We start from the raw sequence: 19,414 nt of genomic DNA, 5'->3' as shown, positions 1-19,414 counted from the left end.
AATTACCTCTAGAAGCGAAGCTTTGGAAGATGTCTAATAATTGTGATGTAATTAAAGACAAACTAAATAACTACTTAGTAACCGTTGAGATGAGTAGTGAAGATAAAGTACTACGTAATATGCTTGGTATAGTTAATGCTATTACTAGAACAAATTACTATCAACCACATAAACATATTTTTTCATTTAAGTTTGATTCTTCAAAAGTACCGGATTTACCTAAACCTGTTCCGTTTGCCGAAGCATTTGTTTATTCTAGAAGTTTTGAAGCTGTTCATTTAAGAGGCGGTCCCGTATCGCGCGGGGGGCTTAGATGGTCGGATAGAGCAGAAGATTATAGGCTTGAAGTCCTTGGGCTTATGAAAGCACAAATGACGAAGAATTCCGTTATTGTCCCTGTCGGTTCTAAAGGCGGCTTTTATGTTCATTTTACTGAGGAAGGGCTTACTCGTGATGAATATATGGAAAAAGTGGTAGAATGCTATAAGAATTTCCTGAGAGGTTTATTAGACATAACCGATAATATCATTGACGGTAAAGTAGTACATCCGAAAGAGGTTATTATTTATGATAAAGAAGATCCTTATTTAGTGGTTGCTGCCGATAAAGGTACAGCTTCATTTTCGGATTATGCTAATAGTGTGGCAAGAGAATATAATTACTGGCTTGATGATGCTTTTGCTTCCGGTGGTTCTGCAGGTTACGATCATAAAAAAATGGCTATTACTTCCAAAGGAGCTTGGATTTCCGTAACTAATCACTTTAAAACTTTAGGGTTAGATGTCCAAAAAGACCCTATTACCGTCGTAGGTATAGGAGATATGTCGGGAGACGTGTTCGGTAACGGTATGCTAAGATCAGAGACTATTAAGTTAGTCGCCGCCTTTAATCATAAACATATATTTATTGATCCTACTCCTGATCCTTTATCAAGTTTTAATGAGCGTTTGCGTTTATTTAATTTAAAGGGTTCTAATTGGTCCGATTATGATTCTAAGCTGATTTCTAAAGGAGGCAAAGTATTTGAACGCAGTAGTAAATTAATAAAATTATCACCGGAAATTAAAAAATTACTTGATATAAATGATAATGAGATGTCACCGGAAGAATTAATTAAAGCTATTTTAAAAGCAGATGTTGATTTATTGTGGAATGGCGGAATAGGCACTTATATCAAAGCTAAAACGGAAAATAATTTAGAAATCGGTGATAAAGCAAATGATAACCTTAGATGTAACGGTGAAGAAATTAGAGCAAAGGTTATAGTAGAAGGCGGTAATGTCGGTGTATCACAGAGAGGTAGAGTTGAATATGCTAAAAAAGGCGGACGCATAAATGCCGACTTTATTGATAATTCAGCAGGTGTTGATTGCTCTGATCATGAAGTAAATATCAAGATTGCTTTAAGTAGTGCGGTAACCTCAGGAAAAATTACTTTAGAAGAACGTAATAAACTTCTAAACGATATGACAAAGCAAGTTGAAGAGTTAGTATTGCTTGATAATTATAAGCAAACCGAAGCAATAACAATTATGCAACTATCTCCTACTTTAACCGTTAATATACTTAGTCAATTTATAGATATTTTAGAAGAAGAAAAAGTATTAGAGCGGGAAAATGAATTCTTGCCTAGTGCAGAAGAATTGAATAGAAGAGCTATTAGTGGTGAAGTATTAACTCGTCCTGAGCTTTGCTTACTACTATCATATAGTAAAAGGTCGGCTTATCACGAGTTACTTAATTCTACTTTTTCCCATGATAAATATTTTGATGCATATCTTATAGATTATTTTCCTGAAATGATGCAAAAAAAGTTTTATAATGAAATTTTATCTCATCCTCTTAAACATGAGATTATTAAAACCGTTACTATAAATAAAATAATTAATCAGCTTGGAGGACCGCTTATTAGTATTGTAAAGCGTGAGATTGGGGCTCCTCTTTGTGATATAATAAGGTCATATACCATTATTTGTGAAATTTTTGATCTTGATGATATATGGGAAACGATAAGTAAGCTACCTACTAATATTGATTACAATGTAAAAATCGACATGTTTACCGAAATAACGAAATTAATGCGTCGAGGTATTTCGTGGTTTATTAAAAATTTAAAACATCCTATTAATATTAGTGAAACTATAGAAGAGTTTAGAGTTCCTGCACAAAACTTAAGAAAAACGGTAGGTACTTTATTAGTCGGAGAAACTAAAATAAGATTTGAAGAAAAATTAAATTATTATACAACTAGCGGGGTAGAGGAATCATTTGCTGCTACTATCGCTACATTTGACAATTTAATTTCAGTATTTGACATTATATATGTAACAAAACAGACTTCAGGAAATAATAAAGAGATAGCAAAAGCTTATTTTGCTATAAGTGATATGTTTAGTCTTGATTGGTTACGTAAAGCTTGTGATAGGCAATTGAACGATTCATTTTGGCGTCGCTTAGGTATTCAATCGCTAAAAGATGATTTATATGACAAACAACGTAGATTATTAATAAAAATAATTAATAAATCTAAAACAACTATTGATTTAGATTTATGGATTGATAATAATAATAATAACTTAGTTAGAAATTTTCTTGATTTTATTAAAGAAATTAAATCTCAAGAAACTATAGACTTAAATATAATTATTTTAGCAAATAAGAAATTTGAAATATTCTTACAAAAACTTGAGTAAATTATGTCGTCAATGCTTAAGCAAATTAGGTTAGATTCGGGTAAAACTTTAAATCAGGTATCTAGTGATTTAAAAATTAGAAAAAAATATTTAGTAGCTTTAGAAGAGGGTGGTTTTGATGTTTTACCGGGAGAAGTATACATAAGAGGTTACTTAAAATTATACTTGGATTATCTTAATGTAAAAGATCGAAATGCAGAGCAGATAGAAGCTACTAAACAGAACGAAACCGAAAAATTATTAAGTAATAAAAGAGCTACGGCATTGATAAATTATAAACGTAAAAAACAATTAGTACTTATATCTATTATAATGTTATCGATTATTATTGTAAGTCATCCATTCATAATTAACGCTTAAACGAAAATGGATAATGAAATATTAGACTGCTTACAGAACGAAGCTAATAAAGAGGAATTTGAAGGAGACACGGAACGCAGCACCGCAGCGTACAAAGAAGTACGTGAGGATGCGAGTACCGTATCGACGTACAAATTACCTTTAGAAGTAAGTTATGTAAGCAGTCTAAAGAAATTAATGGAAGAAGTAGAGCATAAACTTGATGAGTTATTGAAGATTCATGAGTATGATCTAAATGAAATTAAAAAATTACAAAACGAAAATAAAGAATTAAAAGATAATTATATAAAAATGCTAGATCAAATTAACATTTATATTAATGAACTCGAAGAAATAAAAAAACAGCAAAAATAATTATGTCAATTGTTACGGTAACATTAAATAACAAGAGTTTTCAATTATATTGTAATAATGGAGATGAGGAAGAATTACTATCTTTAGCGAATAAATTGAATGATAAAATAGCGGAAATTAAACTTGGTAGTCCCACAGCCCCTTTTGAGCTATTATTAGTTATGGCATCACTTAATGCTCAAGCTGAAATAGCTAGTCTAACAGAAAAACTTAATAAAAACGGCCTTCAAAAAAATCATCCCGACGAAGAAAAATTCGCAGAAACCTTAACTACTATAGCAGGTTACCTAGAAAACCTTGCATGTAAAATGAGAAAGTGATATATTAGCTCTTGGCTGCTTGGTTCGTGAGCTTAATATTAACCTAGGACTACCACTAACTTTTAGGACATCGTCCCTGTCTAATACTAATTCAGTTTAGATATATGAAGTCCACCTTTATATAAAGGTCTTTGAAGGATTTTAAGTAACGGCCAAAGCGGTCATGTATACCTATGTCATTCCCGTATGGGTAATACCTAATCATCATTGCGAGCGACTGTAAGGAGTGTGGCAATCCAGAAAAAATAATAAAAAAATTCTGTAAATCAGAATTTTTTACTGGATTGCTTCGTCGAATTACTACGTAATTCTTCTCGCAATGATGGGAAAACCTATCCATGCAACAACGCTGGACAAGCCACGGGATGACACCGAAAATGACATATATCTTTAAAATGAAACAAACAAAATCAAGCAATAAAGTTCTCGGTGCTTTTTTAGGTACTATCATTGAGTATTACGACTATAGTTTATATGGTTTTTCAGCGGCAATTATCGCCGATAAATTCTTTTCAGCCGGTACTGATCCATTAACAAAGCTTGTAAATGTTTTTGCTGTTTATGCAGTAGCATATTTATCAAAACCTATAGGTGCTTATATTTTTGGACGTATAGGGGATATATACGGTCGAAAAGAAGCCTTAAGTTTTACGATTATCGGTATTGTAATCCCTACCTTAATAATCGGTTTATTGCCCGATTATTCCTCGATAGGAGTTTGGAGTACAATAATTTTAGTTTTATGTCGTTTCATGCAAGGTATTTTTATTGGAGGGGAATATGACGGTGCAGCGATTTATGTTATTGAACATTTAGGAGCAAAATACCGATTTACTGCCTCGGCAATAACTAGATGTATAGGAGTAATGGGTTTATTATGCGGGATTGGTGCAACTAATTTCTTCAATTCTCATATTTTTCCGGAGTGGGGTTGGCGTATTCCATTTTTACTAAGTTTACCGCTTGCAGTAATAACTCTTTATTATCGTCGGGAATTTGATGAAACACCGGAGTTTAAAGAAGCACACCATGGCCAAGATTCTATTGAAAAACTTAGCTCTATAATTAAAAAGCAATGGAAAAATATTGCACGGTTAATATTCTTAGCCGGAGGTTTTGGAGCAACATATCAAATTGCAATCATCTTTATGAAGCAATATTTACCGATTGTATTACCTTCAGTCGGTATTATTATGAGTTCTTTTTCAGTCTTAATAATAATATGCTTTGCTGTTTGTATGCCGATTGCCGGTTTTATTGCCGACCGTTTAGGAATTAATTTGGTATTAAAAATCGCATTTATATGTATTATTACAGTAAGTGTATTTTTTATAATAGCAGTAAAATATCAAATGACTAATTTAGGGCTTGCAGCTAGTTTAATGTTAGCTGCATCGATTGCTCCTTTTAATGCTCTTGCTCATAGTATAGTTATTAAGTCTTTTGTAGTTAAAGAACGCTATCGTGTTATAAGTTTAGGACATAATATCGGTTCAATGTTAATGTCCGGTACTGCTAATTATATTTGTGCAAAGGTAATAAAATTATTTGATTTTAACCTATTTCCGATTTTATATCTTTGCATGTTTGCCATACTTGCTTATTCTATGACCATATTATTTAACCGTAATAGGTAAAAAATAAATCTTGACGAAAATAATGAATTTAAGTGTCTTTATTTGTAATTTTTTTAACTTTAAATTTAAATGTTATGCATAAAATTTTTCATAAATCTATAATTTTTATTATCTTAGTTACCTTTATTAGCGCTTGTGCTCGTGACCTATCTTCAAATGTATATACTAGCGATTCAACATTAAGTTTAACGTTAGAAGGAGAAGTAGTATCCGTACGTCCTGTAAAAATAAAAGAATCAGATCGTTTATCGGATAATGCAGGTGGTATGGCAGCAGGAGGTATAGCAGGAGGTGTACTTGGTAGTACAGTAGGTCAAGGAAACGGTACTACTGCTGCGATTGTCGGAGGTGCACTTGCAGGGGCAACTGTTGGAACTATATTACAAGATAAACTCGGACAGAGTAAAGGGTATGAATATTTAATTAAAGTTGATACTTCTAAAATAAAAAGTGACTATTATGAAGGTAGTACTGCTATGCGTAATGTTATCTCTGCTGCAGTTACAAGCGGTTTAATTACCGTAGTACAAGGTACAGACGTAAATATAAGAAACGGTCAAAAAGTATATGTTATTTTTTCCGAAAAGCGTACTCGTATAATACCGGCTAATTAATAGGTAATAATTATGCAATTAAAAAATCTAGTATTGTATGTTTTATTAGTTTTTATTACTTCAGGCTGTACAAAAGTAACTTCTGTGCGTCATGTTAGCGGATATAATAAAAATATGATCGCTCACAAGGAAATATTAGTTTTACCGATGCAAACGGAAGTATATACGTTAGATATTGGTAATTGCAAAGAACGTAAATATGACTATGAAGATCATTTGGAAGAATTGTTGAAGCAAGAAATTTCTTTAGCAATGCAGAAGAATGGTTTAAGAGTTAAGCTATTGCACAAAAAAGATACAAAAGCTTGATGATTTAGTATCTCGTTTCCGTAGCTCCTATAATAATGCTTATACTGCTTTATATACGCCTTTATTATGGCCTGAAGAAAAAGCTTTCTCAATTACTCAAAATATAGGTGAACCTGTTATAATTTTAGGAGAAAAAACAGGAGCTGATATATTTGTATTACTTAATTATGTGCAAATGATAAAGACTAACGGAGCTCGTACACGTGACTTTTTAATGAGTGCTTTGGGTTGTTCAGTAAGTAATGCAGATAATATATTTATGTCTATAGGAATAATAGAAGCAAAAAGCGGTAGAATATTATGGACTAATGCAACGCTCCAAGCACAACCATTTAGTAGCTCTATTTTCTCTTCTCGTGATAAATCAGAAATTGGCAATTTTCATTCAGTAATAAATATGCTTTTATCTCCATTATAAACTGAATTTTGTGTCGTTCAGGGGTGGTTGGTGTGGCTTATTATTTCTCTCTGTCATCCCGTGATTTATTCACGGGATCCAGTAAAACATATAGTATGGGTGACAAAACACATCTAATTCAAGTTAATACACTATAAATCGTTTTCATCAAATAGAAAAAACTCACCTATTTCAGGAATAATAAATTTATTTTCATCAATATTATGTTTTTTTCCGATCTCTTTAAAAAGAGTATCGTTATAACCCGAATCACCTATAAAACAAAAATATCTCCTATCTTAGTTTTAATGATAAAAGTTCCCCATAATGCTTTATTTTTATCAAATATTCCTCTAGCCGACCAATGCTGTGCTGGTTCTAAATAAAATTCTACATCGCCTTTAAATTCATCTTCTCTGAAACTTTTTGAATTTAGCTGTATTTCTTGTTCTTTATATGACTCTCCCCATCCTAAGGTAACAATTTCTGCATCGCTAATATGTTTTGATTATTACGTCATTCATTAGCGGTGCAATAATCTTAGGCTTATCTCGTACCCATAAATCTTTAATTGTTCTGATGTCTAAATGGTCATAGTGATTATGGCTTATTAACATCTATTTTAGGTAAATCGGTAAAATTAATACTGGGTTTTACCATTCTCTTTGGTCCTGCAAAAGTAAAAGGGCTAACCCGCTCCGACCATACCGGATCGGTTAAGATATTTAAACCATCTATTTGAATTAAAAAGGTTACATGCCCTACATAACTTACTCGTATATAGTCAATTGATTTGGACTCGCCTACATCGCTCGTCGCTCTCCTATTAGTTATAGGCTTCACTTCTCGCTCCTTGTATGCAAATCCAACTGAATTGACTATACTCTTTCTGCCTGAAAAATTGGCAGCGTCGTCTTTGTAAGTCCTCGGATGCTCACGTACTTCTGTATGCTCCGCTCCTCGTCTTATAGACCGATTACTCTTTTCCAAGTTGATCTTCGTATCCCAACTCTTCATTTCACAGGAGTATATATTTTCGTTGCTAGTTATTTTTTGGGGTGGAATATCAGTAGAAGTAAGTGGCAGTGTTGTCGGCCATTTTGGTCGTTTTGAAGTTATTTTCCATTTTAGAATATCAAGTAAGGTTTTAGGTTTTATATTTTATATTAGGATCAATATTGAAAAACATATTTTTATTTAGATAGACCTTCCTTTCGGTTTATTAGAGCTTTTAACTTGTTCAGCAAAGGATTTTGTCTCTTTATTTGTTGGTTTATGAATAAATCCTCTAGTTTTTTCTCCTATCAACATGGCTTCTTGAAGTATGTCTTTTGGTAGTTTAGCTATAGATGCTGATATTTCCGGAGTTTGTTTTATTTCTACCGTTATCTTTTTTTCTTTATTTATATCTCTGCCTATTACTTCATCTAGTGGAACATTTTTATAATCTGCAAGAGCAACAATTGCTCCCATGTCAGGCATTTTTGTACGACCGTCTAGAAAATTTTTCCACGCTGTTTCATGGGTACCTGTTTTTTCACTTAACTTATACGGGGTTATATTGTCTGTTTCTAATATATTCAGTACAAATTTTTTAAAATTATTTCTGATTTCTTCTGGACCATCTTTATTTGTTTCTGATATATCGTTAATCCGATTAAATCTTTCTTTTGATCTTATATCTTCGCTCATTATTTTTTCCTGTAAAATTTACTCCTAAAAATTGAGAGTTAATTTTTTTAAATGATAAGAATTTATGATTTTTAAGAGGCTATCTATGAAATTATTTTAATTGATAATTAAAGAGATTTTATAGCGAAAATTAATAAGATTTTTGAAGGAACAGCTACTCCTATTTCAAAAAAATCTTATAATTTATAGCAAAAAAGAATTTAATTAGCTTTAATAGATAGCCTCTTAGACTTATTTATTAATATATAACTAATAAATAGTAAATAGAAGATAATTATAATGAAAATAATAAATTTAAGTTATTTAATTAAGTATTTAGGTCTTATATATGAAATTTAAATTAACCTATTTTAACTTTTTTTGTCACAGATTATAAAATTTTTCTGTAATAGGAGCCATGTCTTTTCAAAATCTTATAATTTTAATATAAAATAACCTAAGATATATAGTAAAAGAAGTTGAATTATGTTCAATTTATACATTATCTTTTAATTTTTTAAAAACATATCTCATACTGTAAATGGGTTAGCATTAGCGGTATTCGCTATATTCTTAAAAAAATAAAATATTTTCTATAAATTGAACATAATTCAACTTCTTTTACTATAAATTAAATTTCAGATGCAGAATCTAAGATATTTTAAAAAGATTATATAAATTAAAAATTGTTTTTTCTGCATCTTGATCATTTATTAATAAGGTAATTTTAACTTCTGATAATTGTATCATGTTAACATTTATATTATCTTTCGTTAACTTTGATAATATCGTTTCAAGTAATTTACAATCATTTTTAATCCCATAGCCAATAAGAGAGATTGTAGCAATTTCGGTATCAAAAGTAAAATCTTGTATCTGCTTATCATCTTTTAAATTAGTAAGTAAAGCTTGTAAATTATTTTTACCGGTTAAATTTGTAATAAAACTATATTCTTCATTATTTTTTATCTCTTGCATAAACTCAATATGATTATTATTTTGTGTAATCATATTTGCAACTTGCAAAAAACTTAAAGAAATGCTCTTTACAGATATTTTTAATAAATTTTTATTAGAAGTAATGCTGTTAATAATTCCATTCTCCATATTTTTATCCTTTGAAGTAATTAACGTACCTTCTGTATTCGGCGAAAATGTTGAAAGAACACGTATATCTATTTTATACCGCATTACTAACTCTACGGCTCTAGGGTGTAGTACTTTTGCTCCACTTGATGCTAGTTCTAACATTTCTAAAAAATCTATTTTTTTTATCTTCTTGGCATTTGGGATAATTCTTGGATCAGCAGTAAATATTCCCTCTACATCGGTATAAATATCACATCTATCGGCTTTCATAGCTGCAGCGATTAAGGCGGCAGTAGTATCGGATCCTCCTCTGCCCAAAGTGGTTAACCTATTGGATTTGTTAGTTCCTTGAAAACCGGCTATTATAGGGACGGTATTTAACTGTAAATATTTTTCTAGTAAATCTGTAGTAATTGATTCTACTAAAGCTTTACTATGATTATTATCGGTGAGAATCGGTAATTGCCAAGCTAGAAATGATCGTGCCTTTATGTCTTCTTCTTGAAGAGCTAATGCAAGTAATGAAGCAGTGACTATTTCACCGCTAGAAAGTGCTACATCATATTCTGCAAATTGAGAAATGTTGTTAAGGCTTGATACTTCATTACACAATGTGACAAGTTGATTAGTAACACCTGCCATAGCCGAAACTACTACAATTACTTGGTTATTTTTAGCTATTTCGGCTTTTATGATAGGAACAATTTTTTTTATTCTATCAATATTTGCAACGGAAGTGCCACCGAACTTTTGAATTATTAAGGCCATAAGTAAAGGAAGCCTAATAGAATATTATGTTATATAATTAATTTCCGCCTGTCGTCTCGCTTGGCATTGCGTGGATTGAAAAACACACTCGGTGTCATACCGTGGCTTGACCACGGTATTCAGTTTAAAATACTAATAATATTAGTATTTTAAATTGCTTTTATGGACCCCGTGGTCAAGCCACGGAGTGACACAGTGGATTTTACCAATCCACGCAACAACGCCATAAAAAGCATTTTTCGTTCCACGTAACACTAGTAGATCAAACCGCAATACTTAAGCACTTGCAATTTCTTTAACATTCACGATTTTATGATTTCGCTTAGTTAAAAATTCTACTTTACCTTCTATCAAAGCAAATATTGTATGATCTTTGCCAAGCCCTACATTCGTTCCAGGATGAATTTTTGTACCGCGTTGTCTAACTATAATATTACCGGGTATTACATATTGTCCATCGGCTTTTTTAACTCCCAGCCTTCGACCAGCCGAGTCTCTTCCGTTCCTAGAACTACCACCGGCTTTTTTGGTTGCCATTTTATAATTCCTTTTAAGTTATTATTATTGTTTGGTAATATCTAATATTTTTAATTCCGTCAATTCTTGACGATGACCGGCTTTACGACGATAATTTTTTCTACGCTTTTTCTTAAAGACTATAATTTTATTATCTTTAAGTTGGTTAGTAATTTCAGCCGTAACGACAGCCCCTTTAACTATTGGAGTACCAATAAAAGAAGGCTTTGAGTATTCACCAATCATTAAAATTTGATCAAACTGAATTTTAGAGCCAAGTTCTCCATCAATTTTTTCGACTTTAATAATACTATTTCTGTCTACTTTATATTGTTTTCCACCTGCTTTTATAACTGCGAACATGAAAACTATCTCTTTAAAAATTTATAAATATTTGTCGTATCATATTATTATATTAGAAATTAGTCAATGATCTTTTTTTATAGCAAATCTATTGTCGAATATCTATTAACACAAATATAATTGCGTATTGAGTTACCGCAGCAAATATTGCGGCTAGCAAATCATCAAGCATAATGCCGATACTGCCCTTAATATTTTTGTCAAACCAATTAATAGGCCAGGGCTTTACTATATCAAAAAATCGGAATAGACAAAAAGGTAATATGAAAAGTAATATAATATTTATTGTTAGCGGACTAAAGTATTTAATTAAATGCGATTCATTAGCAAATAAAGTGGAAAAAAATACTAAAACGATAGTTAGCATTTGCCCTACTACTTCATCAATTACCACTTCTTTAGGGTCTTCTGAATTTGTATAATTTAAATATATTTTAGTAAAATAAGTGCCGAGTATTAAGAGTATCAAACATATGCTAAAGCTTATAATAAATATACTGACAAGTTGAGCTTCACCGAGAGTAAGACTTGAGAAAGGAATGATTATTTTGTTATTAATAATAAAATATATTAAGAAGTAACTTAAAGGAAAAGCAGTAATCGACCCAAAAGTGCCTGGGCAGTATTTTATTTTTCCGAGATAAAAAAAAGTAGCAAAAAATTCTGAAAATTGTTTTTTAGTAAACATTTCTTTAATTAATTTTATCCTAGATTAGAGCTATAATATCTTATATAATAAAATTTTAACTTATACAGCAAAAATATCATGGGAATGAGCTTTAGCCATTTATTAATAGTTTTATTAATTATTTTTGTATTATTCGGTGCCGGCAAATTACCGCAAGTCATGTCCGATCTTGCTAAAGGTCTTAAAGCTTTTAAAGACGGCATGAAAGGCGACGGTAGTGATAATGATAAAAACAAATAATTAACTCGATGTCATCGCCTGCGTGGATACCAAATCCGTCATTGCGAGGAAATTGCATAGCAATTGACGAAGCAATCTCAGGAGTGTGTTATTATTTTATGAGATTGCCACGCAGCCTATGGCTGCTCGTAATGACGACTCAGGTATTTACGCAGGCAACGCCCTAATTCCCTGAAACAGTAGAATATACACCATTCTCTTTCCTAATAATATCATATCGTCTCTGAGCTACTCCATCGATGAAATGAATATTACCGGATAAACCTATATAAGGTTGTCTACTGTTTATTCTATTTAGAAACCTTTCGGATGCAAATTCATTGCCTATATAGTTTGTAGTCATACGTCCTAAATCATAAGAAAGGAGATGCATGAAACCCATATGGTTAATACCTAAGTCTTTTGCCCTATCTGGAACGTTGCTATTGAGTAAATTTAAAGAGCCGGTAAAGCTAATATCGATATTTTCAGGGTAATCGATATCAATACGATTATCACCGATTAAAATAGCTTTTTTATCTAAATTATATTTACGAATACTATCAGCGAGTAGGTTTAAATTTTTTGGATCGTCTGATAGATAAATAACCGGTTTTGTCGTGTCGCTACGTTCATTTATAATATCGGTATTGTCTGAAATATTTCTTGCGGCTTTTGCTATAGATTCAGGATTATCCTCATAAAATTCAGTGCGTGATAATGATGCATTTTTCTGAATCAATATATTTTGCATTACTTGACTAATAGTTTGCGAATGCTTCCCTTTAGGTAATAATGCCATAAAATCTTTATGGTCGTTACTTGCGTAATAATTGATGATGCGTATCAGTTGTTTTAAAGGTGCATGACCGAATACAAATAATTTATCTTCTGCAAGAGCCGGATTATTTGACATAGTTATTATAATAATATCATTTGCCTTTGCTTTTTCGGCTATTATAGAGGTAAAGTTAGAATATAGAGGACCTAAAATAATCTTAGTTTTACGTGCTACTATTTTATCCATAGCGGCTAAAACGTTTTTTTCGTCTGAACCGTCGTAAGAAGTAACATGTATGTAAGATTTGATTCCGTCGTTAAGTCCCATTTTAATTAAATCTTTATATTGTTTCCCGACAATACTATCAGGACCCTGATTTGGCATTAAAATTGCAATCTCAATTTCTTTTTGTTCTTTTTTAGGAAAAATTATAGGTTCTTCTTTAGGAGTTTGACAGGATGTTAAATATATCAAACAAAAAAATGATAGAACAATTCGTAGTTTATGTTTTATACTAGCCATAATATTACTTAAAATTTAAAAATTATGATTAGACATCTTTCTAGACCAGCTTATAGAGAGGAATTTAAAGGAGACACGGAACGCAGCACCGCAGCGTATATAGACATACGTGAGAATGCGAGTACCGGATCGACGTCTAAATTACCTCTAGAAGCGAAGTTTGGAAAGATGTCTTTAAAACCGGGATTATATATTGTTTCAACACCAATCGGTAATTTTGAAGATATAACGCTTCGTGCTATATCGACTCTAAAAAACTCAGATATTATTTTATGTGAAGATACTAGAATATCACAAAAATTGCTAGCAAAACATGACATTCATACAAAATTACAAATTTATAATGATCATAGTGACAAGAAAGATAGAGAAAATATTATAAGTTTAATAAAATCGGGTAATATAGTAAGTTTAATTTCTGATGCAGGGACTCCTTTAATTTCCGATCCTGGCTATAAGTTAGTTAGAGATATACGCAATCTTAATTGTCATATAGACGTAGTACCAGGGGTATCTGCACCGGTTACTGCTCTAACTTTATCAGCTCTTCCTACTGATCGATTTTTATTTCACGGGTTTTTACCTAAAACTATAGAAAGTAAAAAAAAGATTTTTTCTGAACTAGTAAATCTTAAGGCTACTTTGATTTTTTTTGAAACAGCCCCTCGCTTGATAAATACCTTATCGGTAGCTAAAGAAATACTGGGGAATCGAGAAATATGTGTAGTTCGTGAGTTAACTAAGCTATATCAAGAAACAAAAACAGGAAATATAGATGAAATAATAGAGTTCTATCAAAATAATATTTTAAAAGGTGAGATAGTATTATTGATTTCAGGAAATATACAAGAACAAAACCAACAAAAAAATTTAGAAAAATTTATAGAACTTTGCTTAAGTAAAAACTTAAGTAGCAAAACCACTACCGAACTTGCTTATGACAAATTCAAAGATGTTTATAGTAAAAAAGAAATATATAGATTGGTGAATGATAGTAAGTAGAGTAACTTGCTTACGTTATTGTGTGAATCAATTCCACCACTGTCATACCGTGGCTTAACCACGGTATCCAGAAAGACAATATTAAAATACTAATAATTATTAGTATTTTAAGCTAGATCCTGTGGTCAAGCCACGGGGTGACAATTAACAACACACAGCAAGCGTACTAATGACAGCCGCAACCTTTTTTAGGCTTATTTCTTTCTGCTGAATCTTCAAGTTTTTTACCGGCTGCCTGCATATCTTGACCTGTACCTTGCATTGTATTACAAGCACTTGTTAAGAAAGCTACAGCTACTAATATAGAAGTTATAAGTGCTGAACGCATAAATTTTACCTTTATCAAATTGAGCTTAGATATTATGAAGTAAGCAAGAAATTGTCAACTTGAAAATGCATTAATATAATACTCACAATACTCTTTAATAGGGCAGATATCGCAATCGGGTTTTCGGGCTTTACAAATATATCTGCCGTGCAGAATTAACCAGTGATGGGCATGCGTTAGCCATTTCTCATCGATAATCTGCAGTAGCTCTTTTTCTACTATTTCAGAATTATTACCTTTAGCAAGCCCAATCCTTTTGGCTACTCTAAACACATGCGTATCAACTGCCATTGTCGGCATACCGAATAAGCAGTTTAGTACAACATTAGCAGTTTTTCTGCCAACGCCCGGTAGTTTAACTAATTCCTTAAAATCATTTGGTACTGAAGCTTGATAATTGCTTATCAATATTTTACATAATGCGATAATATTTTTTGCTTTGCTGTTAAATAGTCCGATAGATTTTATATATTTTTTAAGCCCTTTTTCACCGAGTTCTAGAATTTTTTCCGGTGTATCGTAAGTTTCAAATAAAGATTTAGTCGCTAAATTTACCGATATATCGGTGGCTTGAGCAGATAATATTACCGCTACTAATAAGGTAAAATCATTCTTATATATTAATTCGGTTTTCGGATTTGGATTATTCTTGCTAAAAATCTCAAAAATTTTATTAACTATTTGTGCTTGCATATATTGCTATAGAAAGTGTATTCTAGGTTCTGTAAGCATTTCTAAAAAGATTTAATTTTAGTTATTTTTTGCTGCAAATTATAAGATTTTTTGGAAATAGGTATACTATTCCTGCAAAAATCTTATTAATTTTCGCTAAAAAATATCTTAAAATAGTAAATTAATTAGAAATGCTTACAGAACCTAGAAGATAAATTATTGAGTCTTAAAATGCTAGAAAATAAAATTTTTGAATTTATAAAAAATGAAATAAAAAACAATAAAGTAGTATTGTTCATGAAAGGTACTAAAGAGTTGCCTGCATGCGGATTTTCAGAAACCGTAGTAGCTATCTTGAATAAATTAGGTGTAGAATTTCGTGATATTAATGTACTTTTTGATGCTGAATTACGTGAAGATTTAAAAAAATTTAGCGACTGGCCGACATTCCCCCAATTATACATTAACGGAGAATTAGTCGGTGGGTGTGATATTGCTAGAGAGTTATATCAAAGCGGCGAACTTGAGAAGATGTTGAAAGGTTGAGATGTCATCCCGTGGCTTGTCCACGGGATGACAAGCTTTATAAAAAAAAACATGAACAAATATTTAGAATACCCAGAAGTAGAAAGTAAAGAGCAGCCGGCAAAGAAGCTAGTAGTATTACTGCACGGTGTCGGTTCGGATGGACACGATCTTATAGGACTTGTGCCTTATATTAAAAACGATTTACCTGACTGTCATTTTATTTCCCCGCACGGCATCGAGGCTTATGATATGATGCCTTACGGTAGACAATGGTTTAGTTTACAAGATCGTAGCCCGCATATTATAGCAAAGCTAATTGCAAATAATGTTTCTAAACTTGAGGATATAATAAAACAAAAACAAGAAGAGCTAAATCTAACTAACAAAGATACTATCATTATCGGTTTTTCTCAAGGTACTATGATTGGTCTATATTTAACTCTGATTCGGCGAGAACCGTTTTTTTGTACTATAGGTTTTTCGGGAGCATTAATTCCGCCTATGGAAGTTAATAATAAGCTTACTCCTATATGCTTGATTCATGGGGAATTAGATGAAGTGGTCGGTGTTAGTGAGATGTATAATGCTTCAAACTATTTATCTAAGCTTTATATAGAGCATAGCGGACATAAATTAACGTCTCTTGCTCATTCAATAGATGGACGGGGGCTTGAGATTGCGATTAATTTTATAAACACATGTCATACTGTGGCTTGACCACGGTATAACAATGAGAGCGTTGAGGCATGCAACAAAACCAAACCAAACCATATGAGGATGAATGAATATTTTTAATAATAATTTACATGAAACGGATAAAGAGATTGATGAAATAATAAGGCATGAAAAGCTACGTCAAAGTAGTGTAATCGAGCTTATTGCATCAGAAAATTTCGTAAGTCCTGCTGTGCTTGAAGCTCAGGGGTCTATTCTGACTAATAAATATGCGGAAGGGTATTCAGGTAAGCGTTTCTATAACGGTTGCGAGGAAGTAGATAAAGCTGAAAATTTAGCTATAGAGCGAGTAAAAAAACTCTTTAACTGCAAATATGCAAATGTGCAACCTCATTCAGGCTCACAAGCAAATCAGGCTGTATATCTTACTTTATTACAGCCGGGCGATACAATTCTTGGTATGTCCTTAGATAGCGGCGGACATCTAACACACGGTGCAGCCCCTAATATGTCCGGTAAATGGTTTAACGCCGTTTCTTATAGCGTAAATAAAGAGACTTATTTAATCAATTATGATGAGATTGAACGTTTAGTGGATTTACATAAACCAAAATTACTTATAGCTGGTTTCTCTGCCTATCCTCGTAATATTGATTTTGCAAGATTTAGAGAAATAGCGAATAAAGTTGGAGCATATTTTATGGCAGATATTGCTCATATTGCAGGACTTGTTGCCACAGGCGAGCATCAAAGCCCTATTCCTTACGCTCATATTGTTACCTCTACCACTCACAAAACACTTAGAGGACCGCGAGGTGGTTTAATTTTATCTAACGATGAAGAAATAGGCAAAAAGATAAATTCTGCATTATTTCCAGGACTACAAGGTGGTCCGTTAATGCATATAATCGCTGCAAAAGCCGTAGCTTTTTTAGAAAATTTGCAGCCTGAATATAAAAGTTATATTCAGCAGGTAATAAGTAACGCTAAAGCTTTAGCAAGTAGCTTGCAAGAAAGGGGATATGATATATTAACAGGTGGTACCGATAATCATATTGTTTTAGTGGATTTGCGTAAAGACGGAATCACGGGTAAGCTTGCAGCAAATTCTTTGGATAGAGCAGGGATTACGTGTAATAAGAATGCTATCCCGTTTGATGAAACTTTGCCTTTTATCACTTCAGGTATTCGCCTTGGTACTCCCGCATGTACTACTAGAGGCTTTAAAGAAAAGGATTTTGTATTAGTCGGTCATATGGTAGCAGATATTTTAGACGGCTTAAAAAATAATGAAGATAATAGCGAGCTTGAGCAGAAAGTATTAAATGAAGTGACAAAATTAATTAAATTATTTCCGTTTTATGGCTAATTTAAATAAACGACCTGATTGGATAAAAGTAAAAGCTCCTAATTCTACAGAGTACTATAATACAAAAGATTTAATAAAAAATCTGAGATTAAATACTGTGTGCGAGGAAGCTGCTTGTCCTAATATCGGTGAATGCTGGTCAAAAAGACATGCAACCGTGATGATTTTAGGTTCGGTTTGTACTAGAGCTTGTAGGTTTTGTAATGTCAAAACGGGTAGACCGGATTTACTTGACCCGCACGAACCGCAAAGGTTAGCGGAGGCGGTACAAAAGTTAAATCTTAAGCATGTAGTAATTACTTCCGTCGATCGTGATGATCTTGAGGACGGCGGAGCTTCACATTTTGCGGAGTGTATCAGCGAAATCCGAAAATCATCGCCAAATACTACTATCGAGATTCTAACACCCGATTTTTTAAGAAAAGAAGGAGCAGCTGAAATAATAGCAAACGCAAAACCTGACGTCTTTAACCATAATGTCGAAACAGTCCCGTCTTTATATAAAACGATTAGACCGGGGGCTAGATATTATAATTCTTTAAGCTTACTTCATAATATCAAAAAATTATCTCCTGAAATTTTTACAAAATCCGGTATGATGGTAGGGCTTGGGGAAGAAATAAATGAAGTAGTACAGGTTATGGATGATTTAAGGGAAGCAAAGGTTGATTTCCTAACTATCGGGCAGTATCTGCAGCCTACCAAAAATCATGCTGAGGTCGCAAAATATGTTACTCCGGAAGAGTTTAAATATCTAGAGCGAGTAGCAAAAACAAAAGGATTCTTGATGGTTTCGGCAAGCCCGCTAACCCGTTCTTCATACCATGCCGATGAGGATTTTCAAAAATTAAAAGAGAATTATCAGCAGCGTCATTACGAAGAGGCTTTGTTGCGTGGATCAATTTCACCTCTGTCATCCCGTGGCTTGACACAGCGGATTTTATCGGTCCACGCAATAATGCCTTTAGTCGCTCGCAATGACGAAAAAACAAGTCATGAAACAAAGCTTAAAAAATAAAAAATGATAAACGTAGAAATTGTAAGAAACTACAATAAATGGTGTGAGCATAAGCAGATAAATAAGAGTTTAATCAAAAAAATAACTCAAAATGTTTTATTGCGATTTGATAATTTTGGTAAAATAAAACAATTTGAATTATCAATTTTACTAACAAATACTGCAGAAATATTGACCTTAAACAAACAATTTCGTAATATAGAAAAAGCTACTAACGTTCTTTCTTTTCCAAGCAACGAATTAAATTGGCAGGATTTATATTCTAAACTTGAATTTTTAGGTGACTCTGATTATATGCATTTAGGTGATATAGCATTTTGTTATGAGGTAATATATAATGAATCGTGTGAGCAACAAAAAACTTTTGAGAATCATTTTATTCATCTTTTAATACATAGTATTTTACACTTAATTGGGTTTGATCATCAAAATGACACAGAAGCAAATATTATGGAAAATCTAGAAATTGAAATATTATCATATTTCGGTATTTCTTCCCCTTATTAACTAAATAAAAAAAT

Annotated in this window: 21 protein-coding genes, 1 other RNA gene and 6 pseudogenes; 18 read left to right on the top strand and 10 right to left on the bottom strand. The window is 32.2% G+C overall.

The window, feature by feature from the left end:
* Window positions 1-35: 35 nt before the first annotated feature.
* The 10 genes and pseudogenes from MB29_RS13735 to MB29_RS03275 all read left to right on the top strand — a co-directional run.
* Window positions 36-2,693, top strand: a pseudogene (locus MB29_RS13735) (NAD-glutamate dehydrogenase domain-containing protein); the annotation flags it as partial.
* A gap of 3 nt (window positions 2,694-2,696) precedes the next feature.
* The gene (locus tag MB29_RS03305) at window positions 2,697-3,053 is read left to right on the top strand and encodes a helix-turn-helix domain-containing protein (RefSeq protein WP_032138997.1); all 357 of its coding nucleotides are present in this window, start codon (window positions 2,697-2,699) and stop codon (window positions 3,051-3,053) included.
* A gap of 6 nt (window positions 3,054-3,059) precedes the next feature.
* A complete protein-coding gene (locus MB29_RS03300; RefSeq protein ID WP_032138996.1) occupies window positions 3,060-3,407 on the top strand; it encodes a palindromic element RPE1 domain-containing protein in 348 nt (115 codons plus the stop codon).
* 2 nt (window positions 3,408-3,409) lie between these two features.
* Entirely contained in the window at window positions 3,410-3,727 is a 318-nt protein-coding gene (locus MB29_RS03295) for a cell division protein ZapA (RefSeq protein WP_032138995.1), read from the top strand.
* A gap of 9 nt (window positions 3,728-3,736) precedes the next feature.
* A non-coding RNA gene (ssrS, locus tag MB29_RS10045) (6S RNA) lies at window positions 3,737-3,895 on the top strand.
* Between the two features lie 58 nt (window positions 3,896-3,953).
* Window positions 3,954-4,060, top strand: a pseudogene (locus MB29_RS13730) (lytic transglycosylase domain-containing protein); the annotation flags it as partial.
* A gap of 62 nt (window positions 4,061-4,122) precedes the next feature.
* The gene (locus tag MB29_RS03290; protein WP_032138994.1) at window positions 4,123-5,364 is read left to right on the top strand and encodes an MFS transporter; all 1,242 of its coding nucleotides are present in this window, start codon (window positions 4,123-4,125) and stop codon (window positions 5,362-5,364) included.
* Between the two features lie 74 nt (window positions 5,365-5,438).
* Window positions 5,439-5,978, top strand: a complete 540-nt coding sequence (locus MB29_RS09090) for an outer membrane lipoprotein (RefSeq protein ID WP_215426193.1) — start codon at window positions 5,439-5,441, stop codon at window positions 5,976-5,978.
* A gap of 12 nt (window positions 5,979-5,990) precedes the next feature.
* The gene (locus tag MB29_RS10040; RefSeq protein WP_084686800.1) at window positions 5,991-6,287 is read left to right on the top strand and encodes a hypothetical protein; all 297 of its coding nucleotides are present in this window, start codon (window positions 5,991-5,993) and stop codon (window positions 6,285-6,287) included.
* A 175-nt stretch (window positions 6,288-6,462) separates the two neighbouring features.
* On the top strand, window positions 6,463-6,705 hold the full coding sequence (locus MB29_RS03275; RefSeq protein ID WP_233418905.1) for a hypothetical protein: 243 nt from the start codon (window positions 6,463-6,465) through the stop codon (window positions 6,703-6,705).
* 397 nt (window positions 6,706-7,102) lie between these two features.
* On the opposite strand, the pseudogene MB29_RS13725 reads toward MB29_RS03275, so the two are convergent.
* From MB29_RS13725 to MB29_RS03245, 7 genes and pseudogenes are all read right to left on the bottom strand, one after another.
* Window positions 7,103-7,344 (bottom strand): annotated as a pseudogene (locus MB29_RS13725) (MBL fold metallo-hydrolase); the annotation flags it as partial.
* 81 nt (window positions 7,345-7,425) lie between these two features.
* Window positions 7,426-7,566, bottom strand: a pseudogene (locus MB29_RS14535) (palindromic element RPE2 domain-containing protein); the annotation flags it as partial.
* A gap of 315 nt (window positions 7,567-7,881) precedes the next feature.
* Window positions 7,882-8,376 carry a hypothetical protein gene (locus MB29_RS03265; protein WP_032138993.1) on the bottom strand — a complete coding sequence of 165 codons (495 nt, stop codon included), beginning with the start codon at window positions 8,374-8,376 and terminating at the stop codon, window positions 7,882-7,884.
* 630 nt (window positions 8,377-9,006) lie between these two features.
* On the bottom strand, window positions 9,007-10,212 hold the full coding sequence (locus tag MB29_RS03260; RefSeq protein WP_032138992.1) for an aspartate kinase: 1,206 nt from the start codon (window positions 10,210-10,212) through the stop codon (window positions 9,007-9,009).
* Between the two features lie 276 nt (window positions 10,213-10,488).
* Window positions 10,489-10,749, bottom strand: coding sequence for a 50S ribosomal protein L27 (gene rpmA, locus MB29_RS03255; protein ID WP_008579587.1), 261 nt, complete (start codon window positions 10,747-10,749; stop codon window positions 10,489-10,491).
* A 24-nt stretch (window positions 10,750-10,773) separates the two neighbouring features.
* Entirely contained in the window at window positions 10,774-11,091 is a 318-nt protein-coding gene (rplU, locus tag MB29_RS03250; protein ID WP_004997480.1) for a 50S ribosomal protein L21, read from the bottom strand.
* An 88-nt stretch (window positions 11,092-11,179) separates the two neighbouring features.
* Entirely contained in the window at window positions 11,180-11,779 is a 600-nt protein-coding gene (locus MB29_RS03245) for a phosphatidylglycerophosphatase A family protein (RefSeq protein ID WP_032138991.1), read from the bottom strand.
* 78 nt (window positions 11,780-11,857) lie between these two features.
* Between MB29_RS03245 and tatA the strand changes: the two genes are divergently transcribed.
* The gene (tatA, locus tag MB29_RS03240; RefSeq protein WP_008579594.1) at window positions 11,858-12,019 is read left to right on the top strand and encodes a twin-arginine translocase TatA; all 162 of its coding nucleotides are present in this window, start codon (window positions 11,858-11,860) and stop codon (window positions 12,017-12,019) included.
* A gap of 163 nt (window positions 12,020-12,182) precedes the next feature.
* Here tatA and MB29_RS03235 read toward each other — a convergent pair whose 3' ends face one another.
* Window positions 12,183-13,301, bottom strand: a complete 1,119-nt coding sequence (locus MB29_RS03235) for a penicillin-binding protein activator (protein WP_032138990.1) — start codon at window positions 13,299-13,301, stop codon at window positions 12,183-12,185.
* Between the two features lie 18 nt (window positions 13,302-13,319).
* Here MB29_RS03235 and MB29_RS14455 point away from each other — a divergent pair.
* Together MB29_RS14455 and rsmI are read left to right on the top strand one after the other, a co-directional pair.
* A pseudogene (locus tag MB29_RS14455) lies at window positions 13,320-13,478 on the top strand (palindromic element RPE1 domain-containing protein); the annotation flags it as partial.
* Window positions 13,470-14,303, top strand: coding sequence for a 16S rRNA (cytidine(1402)-2'-O)-methyltransferase (rsmI, locus tag MB29_RS03230; RefSeq protein ID WP_032139074.1), 834 nt, complete (start codon window positions 13,470-13,472; stop codon window positions 14,301-14,303). The pseudogene MB29_RS14455 and the gene rsmI, both read left to right, overlap by 9 nt.
* Before the next feature lie 166 nt (window positions 14,304-14,469).
* Here the strand turns inward: rsmI and MB29_RS03225 are convergent, their stop codons facing one another.
* Window positions 14,470-14,631 (bottom strand): entericidin A/B family lipoprotein, encoded by a 162-nt coding sequence (locus MB29_RS03225; protein ID WP_032138989.1) that lies wholly within the window; start codon window positions 14,629-14,631, stop codon window positions 14,470-14,472.
* Window positions 14,632-14,685: 54 nt separating this feature from the next.
* Entirely contained in the window at window positions 14,686-15,324 is a 639-nt protein-coding gene (gene nth / locus MB29_RS03220) for an endonuclease III (protein WP_032138988.1), read from the bottom strand.
* A gap of 210 nt (window positions 15,325-15,534) precedes the next feature.
* Here nth and grxD point away from each other — a divergent pair, with 210 nt between their 5' ends.
* From grxD to ybeY, 5 genes and pseudogenes are all read left to right on the top strand, one after another.
* A complete protein-coding gene (gene grxD, locus MB29_RS03215) occupies window positions 15,535-15,849 on the top strand; it encodes a Grx4 family monothiol glutaredoxin (protein ID WP_032138987.1) in 315 nt (104 codons plus the stop codon).
* Window positions 15,850-15,900: 51 nt separating this feature from the next.
* A complete protein-coding gene (locus MB29_RS03210; RefSeq protein ID WP_032139073.1) occupies window positions 15,901-16,548 on the top strand; it encodes an alpha/beta hydrolase family protein in 648 nt (215 codons plus the stop codon).
* Between the two features lie 64 nt (window positions 16,549-16,612).
* Complete coding sequence (glyA, locus tag MB29_RS03205; protein ID WP_032138986.1) at window positions 16,613-17,875, top strand: serine hydroxymethyltransferase; 1,263 nt, start codon at window positions 16,613-16,615, stop codon at window positions 17,873-17,875.
* A pseudogene (gene lipA, locus MB29_RS03200) lies at window positions 17,868-18,749 on the top strand (lipoyl synthase); the annotation flags it as partial. The gene glyA and the pseudogene lipA, both read left to right, overlap by 8 nt.
* Before the next feature lie 147 nt (window positions 18,750-18,896).
* Window positions 18,897-19,400 (top strand): rRNA maturation RNase YbeY, encoded by a 504-nt coding sequence (gene ybeY / locus MB29_RS03195; RefSeq protein WP_032138985.1) that lies wholly within the window; start codon window positions 18,897-18,899, stop codon window positions 19,398-19,400.
* Window positions 19,401-19,414 lie beyond the last annotated feature (14 nt).

Source organism: Rickettsia tamurae, from assembly GCF_000751075.1.
GTDB lineage: Bacteria > Pseudomonadota > Alphaproteobacteria > Rickettsiales > Rickettsiaceae > Rickettsia > Rickettsia tamurae.
This window is presented reverse-complemented; position numbering and strand designations above follow the sequence as displayed.